This is a genomic window from Microbacterium sp. ACRRU (assembly GCF_022346945.1).
Classification (GTDB): Bacteria; Actinomycetota; Actinomycetes; order Actinomycetales; family Microbacteriaceae; genus Microbacterium; species Microbacterium mcarthurae.
Map to the genome: position 1 here is coordinate 18,156 of NZ_JAKRNI010000009.1, position 18,056 is coordinate 36,211.

16 protein-coding genes are annotated in these 18,056 nt (G+C 70.7%); all 16 read left to right on the forward strand.

The features are described 5' to 3' along the window. Positions 1-94 precede the first annotated feature (94 nt). The 16 genes from pyrR to metK all read left to right on the forward strand — a co-directional run bounded on the left by pyrR (position 95) and on the right by metK (position 17,933). A complete protein-coding gene (pyrR, locus tag MHY30_RS06685; protein ID WP_239276098.1) occupies positions 95-625 on the forward strand; it encodes a bifunctional pyr operon transcriptional regulator/uracil phosphoribosyltransferase PyrR in 531 nt (176 codons plus the stop codon). Continuing rightward, entirely contained in the window at positions 622-1,590 is a 969-nt protein-coding gene (locus MHY30_RS06690; RefSeq protein WP_239276099.1) for an aspartate carbamoyltransferase catalytic subunit, read from the forward strand. Before pyrR ends, MHY30_RS06690 begins: the two co-directional genes overlap by 4 nt. Next, positions 1,587-2,909, forward strand: a complete 1,323-nt coding sequence (locus MHY30_RS06695; RefSeq protein ID WP_239276100.1) for a dihydroorotase — start codon at positions 1,587-1,589, stop codon at positions 2,907-2,909. Before MHY30_RS06690 ends, MHY30_RS06695 begins: the two co-directional genes overlap by 4 nt. Beyond that, positions 2,906-3,406: a hypothetical protein gene (locus tag MHY30_RS06700; protein ID WP_239276101.1), complete on the forward strand. Its 501-nt coding sequence runs from the start codon at positions 2,906-2,908 to the stop codon at positions 3,404-3,406. The genes MHY30_RS06695 and MHY30_RS06700 overlap by 4 nt, the downstream gene beginning before the upstream one ends. Continuing rightward, positions 3,403-4,575, forward strand: a complete 1,173-nt coding sequence (gene carA / locus MHY30_RS06705) for a glutamine-hydrolyzing carbamoyl-phosphate synthase small subunit (protein WP_239276102.1) — start codon at positions 3,403-3,405, stop codon at positions 4,573-4,575. Before MHY30_RS06700 ends, carA begins: the two co-directional genes overlap by 4 nt. After that, complete coding sequence (carB, locus tag MHY30_RS06710) at positions 4,568-7,855, forward strand: carbamoyl-phosphate synthase large subunit (protein WP_239276103.1); 3,288 nt, start codon at positions 4,568-4,570, stop codon at positions 7,853-7,855. The genes carA and carB overlap by 8 nt, the downstream gene beginning before the upstream one ends. Next, a complete protein-coding gene (pyrF, locus tag MHY30_RS06715) occupies positions 7,852-8,712 on the forward strand; it encodes an orotidine-5'-phosphate decarboxylase (protein WP_239276104.1) in 861 nt (286 codons plus the stop codon). The genes carB and pyrF overlap by 4 nt, the downstream gene beginning before the upstream one ends. After that, complete coding sequence (gene gmk / locus MHY30_RS06720; RefSeq protein WP_239276105.1) at positions 8,705-9,604, forward strand: guanylate kinase; 900 nt, start codon at positions 8,705-8,707, stop codon at positions 9,602-9,604. Before pyrF ends, gmk begins: the two co-directional genes overlap by 8 nt. Before the next feature lie 99 nt (positions 9,605-9,703). Next, a complete protein-coding gene (locus tag MHY30_RS06725) occupies positions 9,704-10,567 on the forward strand; it encodes an ABC transporter ATP-binding protein (RefSeq protein WP_239276106.1) in 864 nt (287 codons plus the stop codon). Then, positions 10,564-11,601: an aliphatic sulfonate ABC transporter substrate-binding protein gene (locus tag MHY30_RS06730; RefSeq protein ID WP_239276107.1), complete on the forward strand. Its 1,038-nt coding sequence runs from the start codon at positions 10,564-10,566 to the stop codon at positions 11,599-11,601. Before MHY30_RS06725 ends, MHY30_RS06730 begins: the two co-directional genes overlap by 4 nt. Continuing rightward, complete coding sequence (locus MHY30_RS06735) at positions 11,601-12,425, forward strand: ABC transporter permease (RefSeq protein ID WP_239276108.1); 825 nt, start codon at positions 11,601-11,603, stop codon at positions 12,423-12,425. Before MHY30_RS06730 ends, MHY30_RS06735 begins: the two co-directional genes overlap by 1 nt. After that, on the forward strand, positions 12,422-14,431 hold the full coding sequence (acs, locus tag MHY30_RS06740; RefSeq protein ID WP_239276109.1) for an acetate--CoA ligase: 2,010 nt from the start codon (positions 12,422-12,424) through the stop codon (positions 14,429-14,431). The genes MHY30_RS06735 and acs overlap by 4 nt, the downstream gene beginning before the upstream one ends. A 15-nt stretch (positions 14,432-14,446) precedes the next feature. Further along, positions 14,447-15,772: an O-acetylhomoserine aminocarboxypropyltransferase/cysteine synthase family protein gene (locus MHY30_RS06745; protein ID WP_239276110.1), complete on the forward strand. Its 1,326-nt coding sequence runs from the start codon at positions 14,447-14,449 to the stop codon at positions 15,770-15,772. Beyond that, on the forward strand, positions 15,769-16,329 hold the full coding sequence (locus tag MHY30_RS06750) for a CoA-binding protein (RefSeq protein WP_239276111.1): 561 nt from the start codon (positions 15,769-15,771) through the stop codon (positions 16,327-16,329). Before MHY30_RS06745 ends, MHY30_RS06750 begins: the two co-directional genes overlap by 4 nt. Positions 16,330-16,392: 63 nt before the next feature. Continuing rightward, positions 16,393-16,647, forward strand: coding sequence for a DNA-directed RNA polymerase subunit omega (rpoZ, locus tag MHY30_RS06755; RefSeq protein WP_055837405.1), 255 nt, complete (start codon positions 16,393-16,395; stop codon positions 16,645-16,647). A gap of 92 nt (positions 16,648-16,739) precedes the next feature. Next, on the forward strand, positions 16,740-17,933 hold the full coding sequence (gene metK / locus MHY30_RS06760; protein WP_239276112.1) for a methionine adenosyltransferase: 1,194 nt from the start codon (positions 16,740-16,742) through the stop codon (positions 17,931-17,933). Positions 17,934-18,056: the final 123 nt, after the last annotated feature.

Consider the following 18,056-nt stretch of genomic DNA (forward strand, 5'->3'; position numbering starts at 1 on the left):
AACCCACGCGACACTCCCGCGCCCACCCGCTAAGCTGACCTCGAACCACGGCAACCTTTAACCCCGTCCCGTGAGGCGGAGAAGGGAGCAGCGGATGAGTACGCGCACCGTCTTGCACGATGCCGACATCGCCCGCGCTTTGACGCGCATCTCGCACGAGATCCTGGAGTCCAACAAAGGACCGGAAGGGCTCGTCCTCCTCGGCATCCCGACCCGCGGGGTCACGCTCGCGGAGCGCATCGCTCCGCTCATCAGCGAGTTCGGGGGAGCGGCCGTCCCGGTCGGCGCCCTCGACGTGACGATGTACCGCGACGATCTGCACCGCAACCCGACGCGCGCGCCGCACGCGACCCGCATCCCCGCGGGGGGCATCGACGGCAAGGTCGTCGTGCTCGTCGACGACGTGCTGTTCTCGGGACGCAGCATCCGGGCCGCGCTCGACGCCCTGCAGGACATCGGTCGCCCCTCCGCCGTGCGACTGGCGACCCTCATCGACCGCGGTCACCGCGAGCTGCCGATCCGCCCCGACTTCGTGGGGAAGAATCTGCCCAGCGCGCGGGACGAGCGGGTGAACGTGCGCCTCGCCGAGGTCGACGGCATCGAAGAGGTGACGATCGAATCATGAGGCACCTCCTCGACACCCGCGATCTGGCGCGCACCGAGGCCCTCGAGATCCTCGACGTCGCGGAGGACATGGCCGACACCCAGCGCCGCGAGGTCAAGAAGCTCCCCACGCTGCGCGGCAAGACCGTGGTCAACCTGTTCTTCGAGGATTCCACGCGCACCCGCATCTCGTTCGAGGCGGCGGCCAAGCGTTTGAGCGCGGACGTCATCAACTTCTCCGCGAAGGGATCCAGCGTCAGCAAGGGCGAGTCGCTCCAGGACACCGCCCAAACCCTGCAGGCGATGGGAGCGGATGCCGTCGTCATCCGCCACGGAGCCTCAGGCGCTCCGCGCACCCTCGCCACCAGCGGCTGGATCACGGCCGGAGTCGTCAACGCCGGCGACGGCACGCACGCGCATCCCACGCAGGCTCTCCTGGACGCGTTCACGATCCGCAAGCGCCTGTTCGGCGACGACAGCCGCGGCCGGGGGCTCGACGGCATCCGGGTCACGATCGTCGGCGACATCCTCCACTCCCGCGTGGCGCGGTCGAACGTGTGGCTGCTGCACACCCTCGGCGCGCACGTCACGCTCGTGGCCCCGCCCACACTCATCCCGCAGGACGTCAGCGGCTGGCCCGTCGAGGTGGAGTACGACCTCGACCGCGCGATCGCCGCGGGGCCGGACGCGCTGATGATGCTGCGCATCCAGCTCGAGCGCATGAATGCCGCCTATTTCCCGACTGAACGGGAGTATTCCCGGCGCTACGGCCTTGATGCGCGGCGCCTGGACGCGCTGCCGGACGGTAGCATCGTTCTGCACCCGGGTCCGATGAATCGCGGCCTGGAGATCTCCGCCGAAGCCGCCGACTCCCCGCGCTCGACGGTTCTCGAGCAAGTGGCGAACGGCGTCTCCGTGCGCATGGCCGTGCTGTATCTGCTGCTGGCGGGCGCACGGACCGACTCCGAGAAAGAGGACCTCCGATGAGCCACGCCCCCTCCCACACCCTGCTGGTGCGCGGCGCGCGGATCGAGGGTCAGGATGCCACCGACCTCCTCGTGCGCGACGGTGTCATCGCCGAAACCGGCACGGGCCTCTCCCACGCCGGCGCGACCGTCGTGGATGCCGACGGCCTCATCGCTCTGCCGGGCCTGGTCGACCTCCACGTGCACCTGCGCGAGCCCGGGTACGAGGCATCCGAGACCGTCGCCACCGGGTCGCGCGCGGCCGCGGCGGGAGGCTTCACCACCGTCTTCGCCATGCCCAACACCTCACCCGTCGCCGACACCGCCGGCGTCGTCGAACAGGAGCTCGCGCTCGGCGAGGCCGCCGGGTATGTGCACGTGCAGCCCATCGGCGCGGTCACGGTGGGCCAGAAGGGCGAGCGTCTCGCCGAGCTCGGCGCCATGGCCGACTCCCGCGCGCGCGTGCGGGTGTTCAGCGACGACGGCTTCTGCGTCTTCGACCCGCTCATCATGCGGCGCGCGCTGGAGTACGTGAAGGCCTTCGACGGCGTCATCGCCCAGCACGCGCAGGACCCGCGCCTGACCGAGGGCGCGCAGATGAACGAGGGCGCCGTCTCCGCAGAGCTGGGCCTCACCGGATGGCCGGCGGTCGCGGAGGAGTCGATCATCGCGCGCGATGTCCTGCTCGCCGAGCACGTGGGCTCGCGCCTGCACGTCTGCCACCTGTCGACCGCCGGTTCGGTCGACATCATCCGGTGGGCCAAGAAGCGGGGCGTGAACGTCACCGCCGAGGTGACACCGCACCACCTGCTGCTGACCGACGAGCTCGTCCGCGGCTACGACGCCCGCTTCAAGGTGAACCCGCCGCTGCGGCGCGAAGAGGACGTCCGCGCGGTGCGCGAGGGCCTGGCCGACGGCACGATCGACGTCGTCGCCACCGACCACGCGCCGCACCCCGCGGAGGTGAAGTCGTGCGAGTGGGCGGCCGCCGCGAACGGGATGGTGGGGCTCGAGAGCGCGCTGCGCGTCGTCCACCACGCCATGGTCGAGACCGGGCTGCTCGAGTGGAGCGACGTCGCGCGCGTGATGTCGCAGAACCCGGCCCGCATCGGACGCCTCGAGGGCCATGGCACCCCGCTGGTGGCGGGTCAGCCCGCGAGCTTCACGCTGTACGACCCCCGCCCCGCCCGCACATTCGGCCTCGACGACCTCCGCGGGCGCAGCAAGAACTCGCCATACCTCGGCCGCGAACTGCCGGGTGAGGTCCGCTGGACCGTGCGCGCCGGCATCCCCACCGTCGTCGACGGCGCGGTGCTCGAGACCCCGGGGGTGCTCGCGTGACGCGCGAAGGCGCCCTGCTGGTCATGGCCGGCGTCGCCGTCGCGGTGCTGGCACTCCTCGCCTGGGCATGGGTGCGACGAACGCGGCGCGATGCGCGCTACACCGCCCCGGTGGGAGAGCTTCCCGACGGCGCCGTGGAGACGGGTGTGTTCCCGGGCCTCTACGTCGCGACCACGCGGCACGGACAGCCCCTGGAACGCCTCGCGATCCGCGGCCTCGGGTTCCGCTCCCGCGTGGACGTCACGGTCACCTCGGCCGGGATCGCCCTCGACCTGCCGGGCCAGCCTCGCATCGCGCTCACCCGCGACCGCCTCGTGGATGCCGCTCAGGCCACGGTCGCGATCGACCGCGTGGTCGAACGTGACGGCCTGACCCGCATCAGCTGGCGCATCGACGATGACACCGTCGTCGACACCTACATCCGACCCCAGGATGCCTCGGCTCGATCCCTCGCCGACGCCATCCGTCCGCTCATCTCGACAGGAAGCGACGCATGACCGCCCTGATCTCCCCTCCGCGCATCTCGCGCGACCCCGCCGTCCTCGTGCTCGAAGACGGCACCCGTTACCCCGGCCGCGCGTACGGTGCCCGCGGCGAGACCTTCGGCGAGGTCGTCTTCGCCACCGGCATGACCGGCTACCAGGAGACCCTCACCGACCCGTCCTACGCGGGGCAGATCGTCCTGCAGACCGCCCCGCACATCGGCAACACCGGGGTCAACGCCGAGGACCCCGAGTCCCGCCGCATCTGGGTCGCCGGCTACGTCGTGCGCGACCCCTCGCGCGTCGTGTCGAACTGGCGCGCGGACCGCTCGCTCGACGACGCCCTCGTCGAGGACGGGATCGTCGGCATCTCCGGCATCGACACGCGCGCCGTGACCCGTCGCATCCGCTCCTCGGGCAGCATGCGCGGCGGCGTGTTCTCGGGAGAGGCCGCGAGCCTCGACGCCGACGAGCAGCTGCGCCGCGTCCTGGCGGCCCCGGGTATGGCCGGCCGCAACCTCTCGGCCGAGGTGTCCGTCACCGAGGTCGAAGTGACCCCCGCGACGGGGGAGCGCATCGGCAACCTCGCGGTGCTCGACCTCGGCGTCAAGCAGTCCACGATCGACAACCTCGCCGCCCGTGGGTTCGACGTGCACGTCTTCCCGCAGTCCGCGACGATCGACGAGATCCGCGCGATCGAGCCCGTCGCCGCGTTCTACTCCAACGGTCCGGGCGACCCGGCCGCGAGCGACCAGCACGTGCAGCTGCTGCGCGCGGTGCTCGACGACGGCCTGCCGTTTTTCGGCATCTGCTTCGGCAACCAGCTGCTCGGCCGCGCGCTCGGCTTCGGCACCTACAAGCTGCCGTTCGGGCACCGCGGCATCAACCAGCCGGTTCTCGACAAGACGACCGGCCGCGTCGAGATCACCTCGCAGAACCACGGCTTCGCCGTCGAGGCGCCGCTGGACGCCGTCGTCGACAGCCCGCACGGCTACGGCCGCGTCGAGGTGAGCCACATCGGTCTCAACGACAACGTCGTGGAGGGTCTGCGCGCCCTCGACATCCCGGCGTTCAGCGTGCAGTACCACCCCGAGGCCGCCGCCGGCCCGCACGACGCCAACTACCTTTTCGACCGCTTCCGCGACATGGTGCTCGCGACCCAGGAGACGAAGAAGAATGCCTAAGCGCGACGACATCCGCTCCGTCCTCGTCATCGGTTCCGGCCCGATCGTCATCGGTCAGGCCTGCGAGTTCGACTACTCCGGCACCCAGGCGTGCCGCGTCCTCCGCGAGGAGGGCGTCCGTGTGATCCTCGTCAACTCCAACCCGGCGACGATCATGACCGACCCCGACTTCGCCGACGCGACCTACATCGAGCCGATCACCCCCGAGGTGATCGAGACGATCATCGCGAAAGAGAAGCCGGATGCCATCCTCCCCACGCTCGGCGGCCAGACGGCCCTGAACGCCGCGATGGCGCTGCACGACCGCGGCATCCTGGTCAAGTACGGCGTGGAGCTCATCGGCGCGAAGGTCGACGCGATCCGCAAGGGCGAAGACCGCCAGATCTTCAAGGAGCTCGTCATCGAGTCGGGGGCCGACGTCGCCGAGTCGGTGATCTGCCACTCGATGGAGGAGCTGCTCGCCGGCGCGGAGAAGCTCGGCTACCCGCTCGTGGTGCGCCCCTCGTTCACGATGGGCGGCCTCGGCTCGGGCTTCGCCTACGACGAGGCCGATCTCCGTCGCATCGGTGGTGCGGGTCTGCACGACTCGCCCACGCACGAGGTGCTGCTCGAGGAGTCGATCCTCGGGTGGAAGGAGTACGAGCTCGAGCTCATGCGCGACACCCACGACAACACGGTCGTCGTCTGTTCCATCGAGAACGTCGACCCCGTGGGCGTGCACACCGGCGACTCGATCACCGTCGCTCCCGCGCTCACCCTGACCGACCGCGAGTACCAGAAGATGCGCAACATCGGCATCGACATCATCCGGGCGGTGGGCGTGGACACCGGGGGCTGCAACATCCAGTTCGCCGTCGACCCGGCGACCGGGCGCATCATCGTCATCGAGATGAACCCGCGCGTCTCGCGTTCCTCCGCTCTGGCGTCCAAGGCCACCGGCTTCCCGATCGCCAAGATCGCGGCGAAGCTCGCCATCGGCTACCGCCTCGACGAGATCCCCAACGACATCACCAAGGTGACGCCGGCGAGCTTCGAGCCCACGCTCGACTACGTCGTGGTGAAGGTGCCGCGGTTCAACTTCGAGAAGTTCCCCGCCGCCGACACGACCCTCACGACCACCATGAAGTCGGTGGGCGAGGCGATGGCGATCGGCCGCAACTACACCACGGCCCTCCAGAAGGCGCTGCGCTCGCTCGAGAAGCGCGGTTCCAGCTTCCACTGGGGCGAGGAGTCGCGGTCGGTCGAGGAGCTCCTCGAGATCTCGAAGACCCCGACCGACGGCCGTATCGTCGTGCTGCAGCAGGCACTGCGCCTGGGCGCGACGCCCGCGCAGGCGTTCGAGGCCACCGCGATGGACCCGTGGTTCATCGATCAGATCGTTCTCATCAACGAAGTCGCCGAGATGATCCGCACGGCCGGCGAGCTGGATGCCGAGACCCTGCGCCTCGCGAAGGAGCACGGCTTCAGCGACGCGCAGATCGCGCAGATCCGCGGTCTCGACGAGGCCGAGGTGCGCGGCATCCGTCACTCGCTGGACGTGCGCCCGGTCTACAAGACGGTCGACACGTGCGCGGGGGAGTTCCCGGCGCTCACGCCGTACCACTACTCCAGCTACGACTGGGAGACCGAGGTCACGCCGTCCGACCGCACCAAGGTGGTCATCATCGGCTCGGGCCCCAACCGCATCGGTCAGGGCGTGGAGTTCGACTACTCGTGCGTGCACGCGTCGTTCGCCCTGTCGGACGCCGGCTACGAGACCATCATGGTCAACTGCAACCCCGAGACCGTTTCCACGGACTACGACACCAGCGACCGCCTGTACTTCGAGCCGCTGACGCTCGAGGACGTGCTCGAGGTCCTGCACGCCGAGAGCCAGTCGGGCACGATCCTCGGCGTGGTGTGCCAGCTCGGCGGTCAGACGCCGCTCGGGCTCGCCAAGGGCATCGAGGCCGCCGGATACACCATCCTCGGCACGAGCCCCGCCGCAATCGACCTGGCCGAGGAGCGGGAGCTGTTCTCGCGCCTGCTCGACGACGCCGGCCTCATCGCCCCGCGCAACGGCACGGCGATCGACGTCGAGGGCGCCGTCCAGGTCGCCGAGGAGATCGGCTACCCGGTACTCGTCCGCCCCAGCTTCGTGCTCGGCGGTCGCGGCATGGAGATCGTGTACTCGACCGATGCGCTGCGCGACTACTTCGTGCGCGTGGCCGACCAGGCGATCATCGGCCCCGGCCTGCCGCTGCTGGTCGACCGCTTCCTCGACGACGCGATCGAGCTCGACGTCGACGCGCTCTACGACGGCACCGATCTGTACATCGGCGGCGTCATGGAGCACCTCGAAGAGGCCGGCATCCACTCGGGCGACTCGTCCTGCACGCTGCCGCCGGTCAGCCTCGGCCGCACCGAGGTCGACCGCGTCCGCGAGGCGACACTCGCCATCGCGAAGGGCGTGGGGGTGCGCGGGCTGCTGAACGTGCAGTTCGCCATCTCCGCCGGTGTGCTCTACGTCATCGAGGCGAACCCCCGCGCGAGCCGCACCGTGCCGTTCGCGTCGAAGGCGCTCGGCATCCCGCTCGCCAAGGCCGCCAGCCGCATCATGGCCGGCAGCACCGTCGCCGAGCTCATCGCCGAGGGCCTGCTGCCCGAGAACAACGGGTCGCGGGTGCCGCTGGACGCCCCGGTCGCGGTCAAGGAGGCGGTGCTGCCGTTCAAGCGGTTCCGCACCGCCGACGGGCACACCGTCGACTCGGTGCTCGGGCCCGAGATGCGCTCCACGGGCGAGGTCATGGGCATCGACCGCGACTTCCCGACCGCGTTCGCCAAGTCCCAGGAGGCCGCGTACGGCGGCATGCCCACCTCGGGCACCGTGTTCATCTCCGTCGCCGACGCCGACAAGCGCGCGGTGATCCTGCCCGCGCACCGGCTGCAGGAGCTCGGCTTCGAACTCATGGCCACCGAGGGCACGGCCGAGATCCTCGCGCGCAACGGCATCCGGGTGGAGGTCGTGGAGAAGTACTCCGAGACGCATGGTTCCGGTCAGCCGAACGTGGTCGACCTCATCAACGCCGGCGAGATCGACATGATCGTCAACACGCCCAGCGGTGGCACGGCGCGCGCCGACGGATACGAGATCCGCGCCGCTGCCGTCGCCGCCGACAAGGCCCTGTTCACCACGATGGCCGTGCTCGGCGCCGCGGTGAGCGCTCTGGGGGCGATGAAGGACGGCTTCGAGGTGCGCAGCCTCCAGGAGTACGCCGTCGACCGCGCGAGCCGCCGATGAGCGAGACGTTCGGTCAGCGCCTCGCGACGGCGCTCGAGACCCACGGCGCCCTGTGCGTCGGCATCGACCCCCACGCCGCCCTGTTGTCGGCGTGGGGGCTGGATGCCACCGCCGACGGCGCGCGTGAGTTCGGTCTGCGCGTGGTCGAGGCCGCCGCCGGCCGCGTGGGGGTCGTGAAGCCCCAGGTGGCGTTCTACGAGCGGTTCGGATCGCGCGGCTTCGCGGCCCTCGAGGATGTCCTGGCCGCGGCCCGCGCGGCGGGACTGATCGTCATCGCCGACGCCAAGCGCGGTGACATCGGAACGACGATGGCGGGCTACGCCGCAGCGTGGCTCGAGCCCGGTTCCCCCCTCGAGGCGGATGCCGTGACACTCACGCCGTACCTCGGAGCCGATTCTCTGCGCGAGACGCTCGCCGTCGCTCTGCGCGCCCGCAAAGGTGCGTTCGTCCTCGCCGCCACCAGCAACCCGGAGGCGCGCGCGATCCAGAGCGCCGTCGTTCCGGACGCGCTGGCGGTCGGCGATGACGAGCACGTCGCCGCGCGCGTCGCGCACGATGTGAACGAAGCGAACCTGGGCCTGCCCGGCGCGCTCGGCTCGGTGGGGGTCGTCGTGGGGGCCACCGTGGACCGCACGGCGTTCGGTCTCGACGACATCACCCTCGCGGGCATGCCGATCCTGGCCCCCGGTTTCGGGGCCCAGGGCGCCGACCCCGCCGATCTCGGGCGGCTGTTCGGCTACGTCGCGAAGGCCGTCGTGGCCAACGAGAGCCGCAGTGTGCTCGCGGTGGGTCCCGCGCGCCTGGCTGAGCGGATCGAGGAGCGCGCCGACCTGTACCGTAGATCACTGCATGTCTGACTCCCGCCGTCCCCCCGAAGTCGATCGCGCCGCTGCCTCCCGCCGCGCGGTCGCTGCGCGCCGCGAGCGCGCCGCCCTCAAGCGCGACGTCGCCACGCGCGTTATCACGCCGCAGGAGCTGCTGCGGCGCGGCCTGGCCGACCCGCTCTCGGCGGCCGGTGCCATGCGCGTGACCGAGTTTCTCACGGCGATCCCCGCGATCGGCGAGAGCAAGCGCGATCGCATCCTGGCATCCCTGGGCATCTCGCCCGTGAAGCGGCTCGGCGGCCTCGGTTCGCGTCAGCGCGACGCGCTGCGCGCGTACCTCGACGCCCGGTGGCCCGAGCCCGGTCCGCGTGCGGGGCGAAGTCGCCTCGTCGTTCTCGCCGGACCCACCGCGGTCGGCAAGGGAACGGTGGCGGCGTACATCAAGGAGCATTTCCCCGAGATCCACCTCTCGGTGTCGGCGACGACCCGCGCGCCGCGCCCGGGAGAGGTCGATGGAGAGCACTACTACTTCGTCGACGACGCCGAGTTCGATCGTCTCGTCCAGGCGGGGGAGCTGCTCGAGTGGGCGACGGTTCACAACACGCACCGCTACGGCACCCCGCGGGCGCCCATCGACCGTGTCCTCGCGGAGGGGGGAACGGCGCTGCTCGAGATCGACCTGCAAGGCGCCCGACAGGTGCGGGCCGCCGATGCGAGTGCCACGCTGGTGTTCCTGCTGCCCCCGAGCTGGGACGAACTGGTGCAGCGGCTGGTCGGTCGAGGAACCGAGGATGCCGAGGAGCGTGCCCGCCGACTCCGGACGGCTCGCACCGAGCTGGCGGCGCAGAACGAGTTCGATTACCGCGTCGTCAACGACGAGGTCGCGCGCGCCGCGACCGAGGTGGTGGCTCTCGCGGCCCAGTGAGCCGGCGCGCCGCCCCGTCGCGACGGCCCCGTGACGCTGCATTGCGAAAAATGACCGTGCGATTCGCGGGCGGGTGACCCGAGGCGCCACGCTGGGGCCATGCCCGGATCACCCGTCATCACGGACGCCGACACCGCTCGCGCCGCCGCGCCCGCGTCGCGCGCGGGCGTCGGCCGGGTCACTCTTTCCGGGGTGGCGCGCACGTTCCCGACGGCCCAGGGGCCGCACGCGGTGCTTCGCGGCGTCGACCTCGACATCGCCCCGGGGGAGATCGTCGCGATCGTCGGTGCGTCCGGATGCGGCAAGTCGACCCTCCTGCGCCTGCTCGGGGGACTGGATGCCGCGAGCGAGGGGACGATCGCCCTCGACGGCACCGCGGTCGCCGACACCGACGACCGCACCGCGAGCGCCTTCCAAGAACCGCGGCTCCTGCCGTGGCGGACGATCGCCGAAAACGTCGCGGTCGGCCTCCCGCGCGGCGTACGAGGCTCGGCAGCCCGCGCGCGGGTCGCGGAACTGCTCGACCTCGTCGGGCTGACGGCGGCATCCCGGCGTCGCCCGAGCGAGGTGTCGGGGGGCATGGCGCAGCGCGCCTCTCTCGCTCGTGCTCTCGCGCGCGACCCCGAAGTGCTCCTGCTCGACGAGCCCTTCGGCGCGCTGGACGCGCTCACGCGGCTGCGCATGCAGGACCTGCTGCTCGACATCCACACGGCCCGACCCACCACGATCGTGCTCGTCACGCACGACGTCGAGGAGGCGCTGTACCTCGCCGATCGCGTGCTGCTGCTGCGCGCGCTCGATACCGACCCGACGACGACATCGATCGCCCGGGTCACCGCGGTTCCCGGCATCCGTCCGCGCGATCGGGCCGACCGCACGTTCACCGATCTTCGCGCCGCCCTGCTCGACGGGCTCGGCGTCGATACCCATCACCGACCGCACCCGTCCCAGGAGAACCGATGACCCTTCCGCTGCGCCGCGCCCTTCCTTCGATCGTCCTCGTCGGGGCCCTGATGCTCGGCACGACGGGCTGCATCGCCGGTGAGAACGCCTCCGCGAACGACGACGCCGCCGCCGGCGAAAGCGGGTCGTGGTCGACCGACACGCTGAGCATCGACTTCGCCACGTACAACCCGCTGAGCCTCGTCGTGAAGGACCAGGGTCTCATCGAGAAGGCCCTGGGCGACGACGTCACGGTCGAGTGGGTGCAGTCCGCCGGCTCGAACAAGGCCAACGAGTTCCTGCGCTCGGGTTCGGTGGACGTGGCCTCCACCGCCGGCTCGGCCGCCCTGCTGGCGCGCGCGAACGGCTCGCCCATCCACGTCATCGACATTTTCTCTCAGCCGGAGTGGTCGGCCCTGGTCGTCCCCGCCGACAGCACGATCACATCGGTCGCCGATCTCAAGGGCGCGTCGATCGCGGCGACGCCGGGCACCGACCCCTACTTCTTCCTGCTGCAGGCGCTCGAGACCGCGGGCCTCAGCGTCGCGGACGTTCAGGTGCAGAACCTGCAGCACGCGGACGGCCGCGCCGCGCTCGAGTCGGGCGCCGTCGCGGCATGGGCCGGACTGGACCCGATCATGGCCGCCGCCGAGTCCGAGTCCGACGCGAAACTGCTCTACCGGAACGTCGACTTCAACTCGTACGGCTTCCTCAACGCCACGGAAGAGTTCGTCACGGATCACGCCGACGTCGCGCAGGTGGTCGTCGACGCCTACGAGGAAGCCCGCACCTGGGCCCTCGCCCACCCCGACGAGACGGCTCAGCTGCTGGCGTCGGTCGCCGGCATCGACCCGGCGGTGGCGACGACCGTGATCACCGAGCGCTCCAACCTGGACGTCAGCGGCATCCCGGGGGAGGCGCAGCTCGCCGTGCTCCGCAAGATCGCCCCCGTCCTGGTGGAGTCCGGCTCGGTGCAGGGCGGTGACGACGCCGTGCAGAAGGCGCTCGACGAGATCGTCGACGACCGCTTCGCCCGCGACGCCCTCGACGACTGATGACGGCGCCTTCCTCGCTGCGCTCCGACACCGCGGCTGCGACGACGCCGCGCGGCACGCGCGGTTCCCGGTCCCGCACGCTGTGGCGTGTCGCAGGCGGGCTCCTGCTGCCCGCGGTGCTGTTGCTGGCGTGGCAGACGGTCACGGCGACGGGTCTGGTTCCGGCGTACCGCCTGCCGCCCCCGGCCTCGGTGGTCACGGCCGCCGTCGAGCTGGCGCGCACGGGCGAGCTGTGGTCGAGCATCGCCATCTCGGTGCAGCGCGTGGTCCTGGGCTTCCTCATCGGCTCGACCGCCGGCGTCGCGGCGGCCGCGGCGGTGGGTCTGACCCGCATCGGCGACATCCTGCTGAGCCCCACGCTGGCGGCGGTGCGGGCGATTCCCTCGCTCGCTCTCGTGCCTCTGCTGTTGTTGTGGATGGGCATCGGGGAGGACTCGAAAGTCGCGCTGATAGCGATCGGGGCGTTCTTCCCCGTCTTCACGACCGTGAGCCTCGCCCTCCGTCACGTCGATCCGCGCCTGGTGGAGATGGGGCGCACGTTCAGCCTGCGCGGATGGCACCTGTTCCGCACGGTGCAGCTCCCGGCCGTGATCCCCTCCCTCATGTCGGGTCTGCGGCTGGCGATGGCCCAGTCGTGGCTGTTCCTGGTCGCCGCGGAGCTCATCGCGGCATCCATGGGTCTGGGGTATCTGCTGACCCTGTCGCAGCAGACGGGGCGGGTGGATCGCATCCTGCTGACGATCGTGCTCCTCGCCCTGCTCGGAACGCTGTCGAACGCCCTCCTGGGGCTCGTGCAGCGTCGCCTGCTCGGGAGATGGACATGAGCGAGACGACCGAGGCACGTCTGACCGAGAGCCGTTCCTACCCGGCTCCCGCGTCGTTCGCGGCGCAGGCGAACGTGACCGCCGAGGCCTACGCCCGCGCCGAGGCCGATCCGGTGGAGTTCTGGTCCGACGCCGCCCGACGACTCGAGTGGGCGCGTCCCTGGGACACCGCCCTGGAGTGGCAGCCGCCGGTGGTCGCGGACAATGGTGAGCTCGGCGTTCCGCAGGCGCGATGGTTCGACGGCGGCGAGCTCAACGTCGCGGTGAACTGCGTCGACCGCCACGTCGCCGCGGGCCGCGGCGAGAAGACGGCCGTGCACTTCGAGGGGGAGCCCGGCGACCGTGAGAGCGTCACGTACGCGGAGCTGCAACGCCGGGTCGCCCGTGCCGCCCACGCGCTCGAGGGCCTGGGAATCGGTCCGGGGGACCGCGTCGTGGTCTACCTGCCCGTCCTCCTCGAGACGCTCGTCGTCACGCTCGCGTGCGCGCGAATCGGCGCCGTGCATTCGCTCGTCTTCGGCGGGTTCTCGGCCGAGGCCGTGCGCTTCCGTCTCGAGGACACGGGGGCGAAGCTGCTCGTCACCAGCGATGGACAGTTCCGCCGGGGGAGTGCGGTCGAGGTCAAGTCGACCGCGGATGCGGCCGCCCGGGATCTGCCGCACCTCGAGCACGTCCTCGTCGTTCGTCGAACGGGTCACGACGTGCCCTGGACACACGGACGCGACGTCTGGTGGCACGACGTCGTCGACAGCGCACCCGATGTGCACCACGCGCGGGCGTTCCCCGCCGAGCACCCGCTGTTCATCATCTACACCTCGGGCACGACCGGAAAGCCCAAGGGCCTCGTCCACACGTCCGGCGGCTACCTGACGCAAGCGAGCTGGGCGCACTGGGCGCACTTCGACGCCAAGCCCGAAGACGTGCACTGGTGCACCGCGGATCTGGCCTGGGTCACCGCGCACACCTACGAGATCTACGGGCCCCTCTCCAACGGGCTCACGCAGGTGATCTACGAGGGGACACCGGATGCCCCCCGTCGTGAACGACACCTCGAGATCATCGAACGGTACGGCGTCACGGTGTACTACACCGCCCCGACGCTCATCCGCACCTTCATGACGTGGTTCGGAGACGATCTCCCCGACGGCTACGACCTCTCGAGCATCCGTCTCCTGGGCACCGTCGGCGAGGCGATCAACCCCGCCGCGTGGGTGTGGTTCCGGCGCACCTTCGGGCGCGACGAGGTCCCCGTGGTCGATACGTGGTGGCAGTCCGAGACCGGGGCCGCCATGATCGCACCGCTCCCGGGGGTCACGACCCTCAAGCCCGGATCGGCGACGGTTCCGCTCCCCGGCATCGACGCCGCCGTGGTCGACGAGACGGGGCGAGAGGTGGAACCCGGGCGATCCGGAACTCTCGTCGTGCGGCGCCCGTGGCCCGGCATGGCCCGCACGGTGTGGAACGACCCGCGGCGTTACCGCGACGCCTACTGGTCGACGTATGCAGGGCACGGTCCCTTCGGCGGGTACTACGTCGCCGGCGACGGAGCCACGCGCGACGCCGACGGATACATCTGGATCCTGGGACGCCTCGACGACGTCGTGAACGTCTCCGGCCACCGGCTCTCCACGATCGAGATCGAATCGGCGCTCGTCGCCCACGACGACGTCGGAGAGGCGGCCGTCGCGGGCGTGCCCGATGCGACCACCGGTCAGGCGGTGGTCGCGTTCGTCGTGGCCTCCGGCGAGCGCGACATGCACCCGGAGCCCTTGCGCCGCCAGGTGGCGCACGCGATCGGTCCCATCGCCAAACCCCGGCACTTCGTGTTCGTGCCCGATCTGCCCAAGACTCGTTCGGGCAAGATCCTCCGGCGGCTGCTCGTTCAGCTCTGGTCGGCCGAGCACGACCGTCGGGCCGGCCGCACACCCGCCCCCCTCGGCGACACCACGTCGCTGCAGAACCCGGATGCCGTCTCGCGCATCGCCGACGCGCTCACCCGCGTCTGACCCCGAAGGACACCCATGACCCAGGATCACCGTTTCGGCTTCCGAACGCGCGCACTGCACGCGGGCGGTACGCCGGACGCCGCGACCGGAGCGCGCGCCGTGCCGATCTACCAGACGTCGTCCTTCGTCTTCGACGGAGCCGCGGATGCCGGGAACCTCTTCGCCCTGCAGAAGTACGGCAACATCTACTCGCGCATCGGCAACCCGACGGTCGCCGCGCTCGAGGAGCGTCTGGCCTCGCTCGAGGGCGGGATCGGTGCCGTCGCCACGGCTTCGGGGATGAGCGCGGAGTTCATCGCCTTCGCCGCCCTCGTCGGAGCGGGTGACCATGTGGTCGCCTCCGCTCACCTGTACGGCGGAACGGTCACGCAGCTGGATGTGACGCTGCGTCGCTTCGGCGTCGAGACGACGTTCGTGGCCTCCAGCGACCCGGCCGACTATGCCGCCGCCATCCGCCCCGAGACGAAGGTGCTCTACGTCGAGACCATCGGCAACCCCTCGGGGGAGATCGCCGACATCGCCGGTCTCGCCGAGGTCGCGCACGCGGCCGGCATCCCGCTCATGGTCGATTCCACGCTCGCCACCCCGTACCTCGCGCGTCCCCTCGAGCACGGGGCGGACATCGTCATCCACTCCGTCACGAAGTTCCTCGGCGGGCACGGCACCACCCTCGGCGGTGTGGTGGTCGAGAAGGGCACCTTCGACTGGGGCAACGGCAAGTTCCCGCAGATGACCGAGCCCGTGGACTCCTACGGCGGCATCCGCTGGTGGGACAACTTCGGCGAGTACGGGTTCCTCACGCGACTGCGCAGCGAGCAGTTGCGCGACATCGGACCTGCGCTGAGCCCGCAGTCGGCTTTCCTCCTGCTCCAGGGGATCGAGACGCTGCCGCAGCGCATCGATGCGCACCTGGCCAACGCGCGCATCGTCGCCGAATGGTTGGACTCGGATCCGCGGATCTCGTATGTGACGTGGGCCGGGCTGCCCGGCCACCCGCACCACGATCGCGCGCAGACCTATCTGCCGCTCGGCCCCGGATCCGTCTTCGCCTTCGGCGTGCGTCCTCCCGCCGCCGACACCGCAGCGGATGCCGCCCGGCGAGCGGGGGAGGCCGTCATCGACGCCCTGCAGCTGGCATCCCACCTCGCGAACATCGGGGACGCACGGACACTGGTCATCCACCCGGCATCGACGACCCACCGCCAGTTGACGGATGCGCAGCTCGCACAGGCCGGTGTCGCCCCGGACCTCATCCGGATCTCGGTCGGGCTGGAGGATGCGGAGGACATCCTGTGGGATCTGGACCAGGCGCTCGTCGCCGCGACAGGAGTGACCCGATGACCGACGTGACCGGCGCCGCGTGCGCCCTCCCCGCCGCTCCGGCAGCCGAGACGCCTTCCGAGCGGACGTGGCAGGGGCCCGGGGCGCAGGCGCGCTTCGCGCTGCTGCGCTCGGCGCGTTCGATCGCGCTCGTCGGGGCATCGGACAACCCCGCGCGAGCAAGCTACTTCGTCGGGACCTATCTGCTGAGCAGTTCGCCGTACGAGGTGTACTTCGTCAATCCGCGTGCCGAGACGATCCTCGGCCGCCCGGCCTACGCCTCGTTGGCGGATCTCCCGGTGGTGCCCGACATCGTGGACGTCTTCCGCCGCCACGACGACCTGCCCTCCGTCGCGGAGGAGGCCGTCGCCGTCGGCGCGTCGACGCTGTGGCTCCAGCTCGGTTCCTGGCACGAGGGCGCGGCGGCCGTCGCCGAAGAAGCCGGGCTGTCGGTGGTGATGGACCGGTGCGTGAAGATCGAGCACGCGCGCTTCCACGGCGGGCTGCACCTCGCCGGTTTCGACACGGGCGTGGTCAGCGCGAAGCGGCAACAGCTGAGCCGCCCCGCCGGCCTGTAGAATAGGTCAATGCGCGCTTTCGGGCGCGCCCTCAGACAATCCCGCCGAACCAGGAGGTTCCCCATGGCCGGACGTGACAAGGGCATCATCGACCCGCCCATCGACGCTCTCCTCGACAAGGTCGACTCGAAGTACCAGCTCGTCATCTACGCGTCCAAGCGCGCACGTCAGATCAACGACTACTACTCCGACCTGCACGAGGGAAACCTCTTCGACAACGTCGGCCCGCTCGTCGACTCCACGGTCGAGGACAAGCCGCTGACGATCGCTCTTCACGAGATCCACGAGGACAAGCTGCGCCTTCGCGCCGCCGAGTGATCCGTCCCAGAAGTGACGATGCCCCGGGCGGCTGTCCGCCGTCCGGGGCATACTTGTGCCCGTCCCCAGCCCGAAACCGACCGGGAGTCGTCTTGACCGACCTGCGCCTGTTCACGTCCGAGTCCGTCACCGAAGGACACCCCGACAAGATCTGCGACCAGATCTCCGACAGCATCCTCGACGCGATCCTCGCCGACGACCCCACCGGACGCGTCGCCGTCGAAACGCTCGTGACGACCGGCCTCGTCCACGTCGCCGGCGAGGTGTCCACGAGCGCCTACGTCGAGATCCCCGCCATCGTCCGCGAGGTGGTCAACCGCATCGGCTACACCTCGAGCGAAAAGGGCTTCGATGGCGACTCGTGCGGTGTGAGCGTGTCGATCGGCGCGCAGTCCTCCGACATCGCCGCGGGCGTCAACAAGGCGTTCGAGCAGCGCGAGCGCGGTTCGGTCGACCCTCGCGACCTGCAGGGTGCGGGCGACCAGGGCATCATGTTCGGCTTCGCCACCAATGAGACCCCGCAGCTCATGCCGATGGCGGCGTGGACCGCGCACCGCATCGCCGAGCGCCTCACGGCTGTGCGCCGTGACGGCACGCTTCCGTTCCTGCGGCCGGACGGCAAGACGCAGGTCACCCTCGGCTACGACGGCCACACGCCCCGCACCGTGGATTCGGTCGTGCTGTCCACGCAGCACCACCCCGACATCTCGCAGGACGAGCTGCGCGCGCTGGTGCAGGCGGAGGTCATCGACCCGGTCCTGCGCGACACAGGGCTCGCCCTCCCCGACGTGCAGTACTACATCAACCCCGCCGGTCCCTTCGTCATCGGCGGACCGAAGGGCGACGCGGGCCTGACCGGCCGCAAGATCATCATCGACACCTACGGCGGGGCCTCGCGGCACGGCGGCGGCGCCTTCAGCGGCAAAGACCCGTCGAAGGTCGACCGTTCGGCGGCCTACGCCATGCGCTGGGTCGCCAAGAACGCGGTCGCGGCCGGGCTCGCCGACCGCCTCGAGGTGCAGGTGGCCTACGCCATCGGCAAGGCGAACCCCGTCGGTCTCTACGTCGAATCGTTCGGCACCGCCCACGTGCCCGACGACACCATCGTCCGCGCCATTCGCGACGTGTTCGACCTGCGCCCCAAGGCGATCATCGATCAGCTCGACCTGCTTCGCCCGATCTACGCCCAGACCGCGGCGTACGGTCACTTCGGCCGCGAACTGCCCGACTTCACCTGGGAACGCACCGACCGCGTCGACGACCTGCGCGCGGCCGCCGGACTCTGACGTGCGGACGCCCACGCCGGGCGTGCACCGCGTCGCCGCGCTCCCGGCATCCGCTGCGCTCCCGGTGCGGTGGGGCCCGGATGCCGCGCGCCCGACCGCCGCACCCGCGGGGGCGGACGCGCC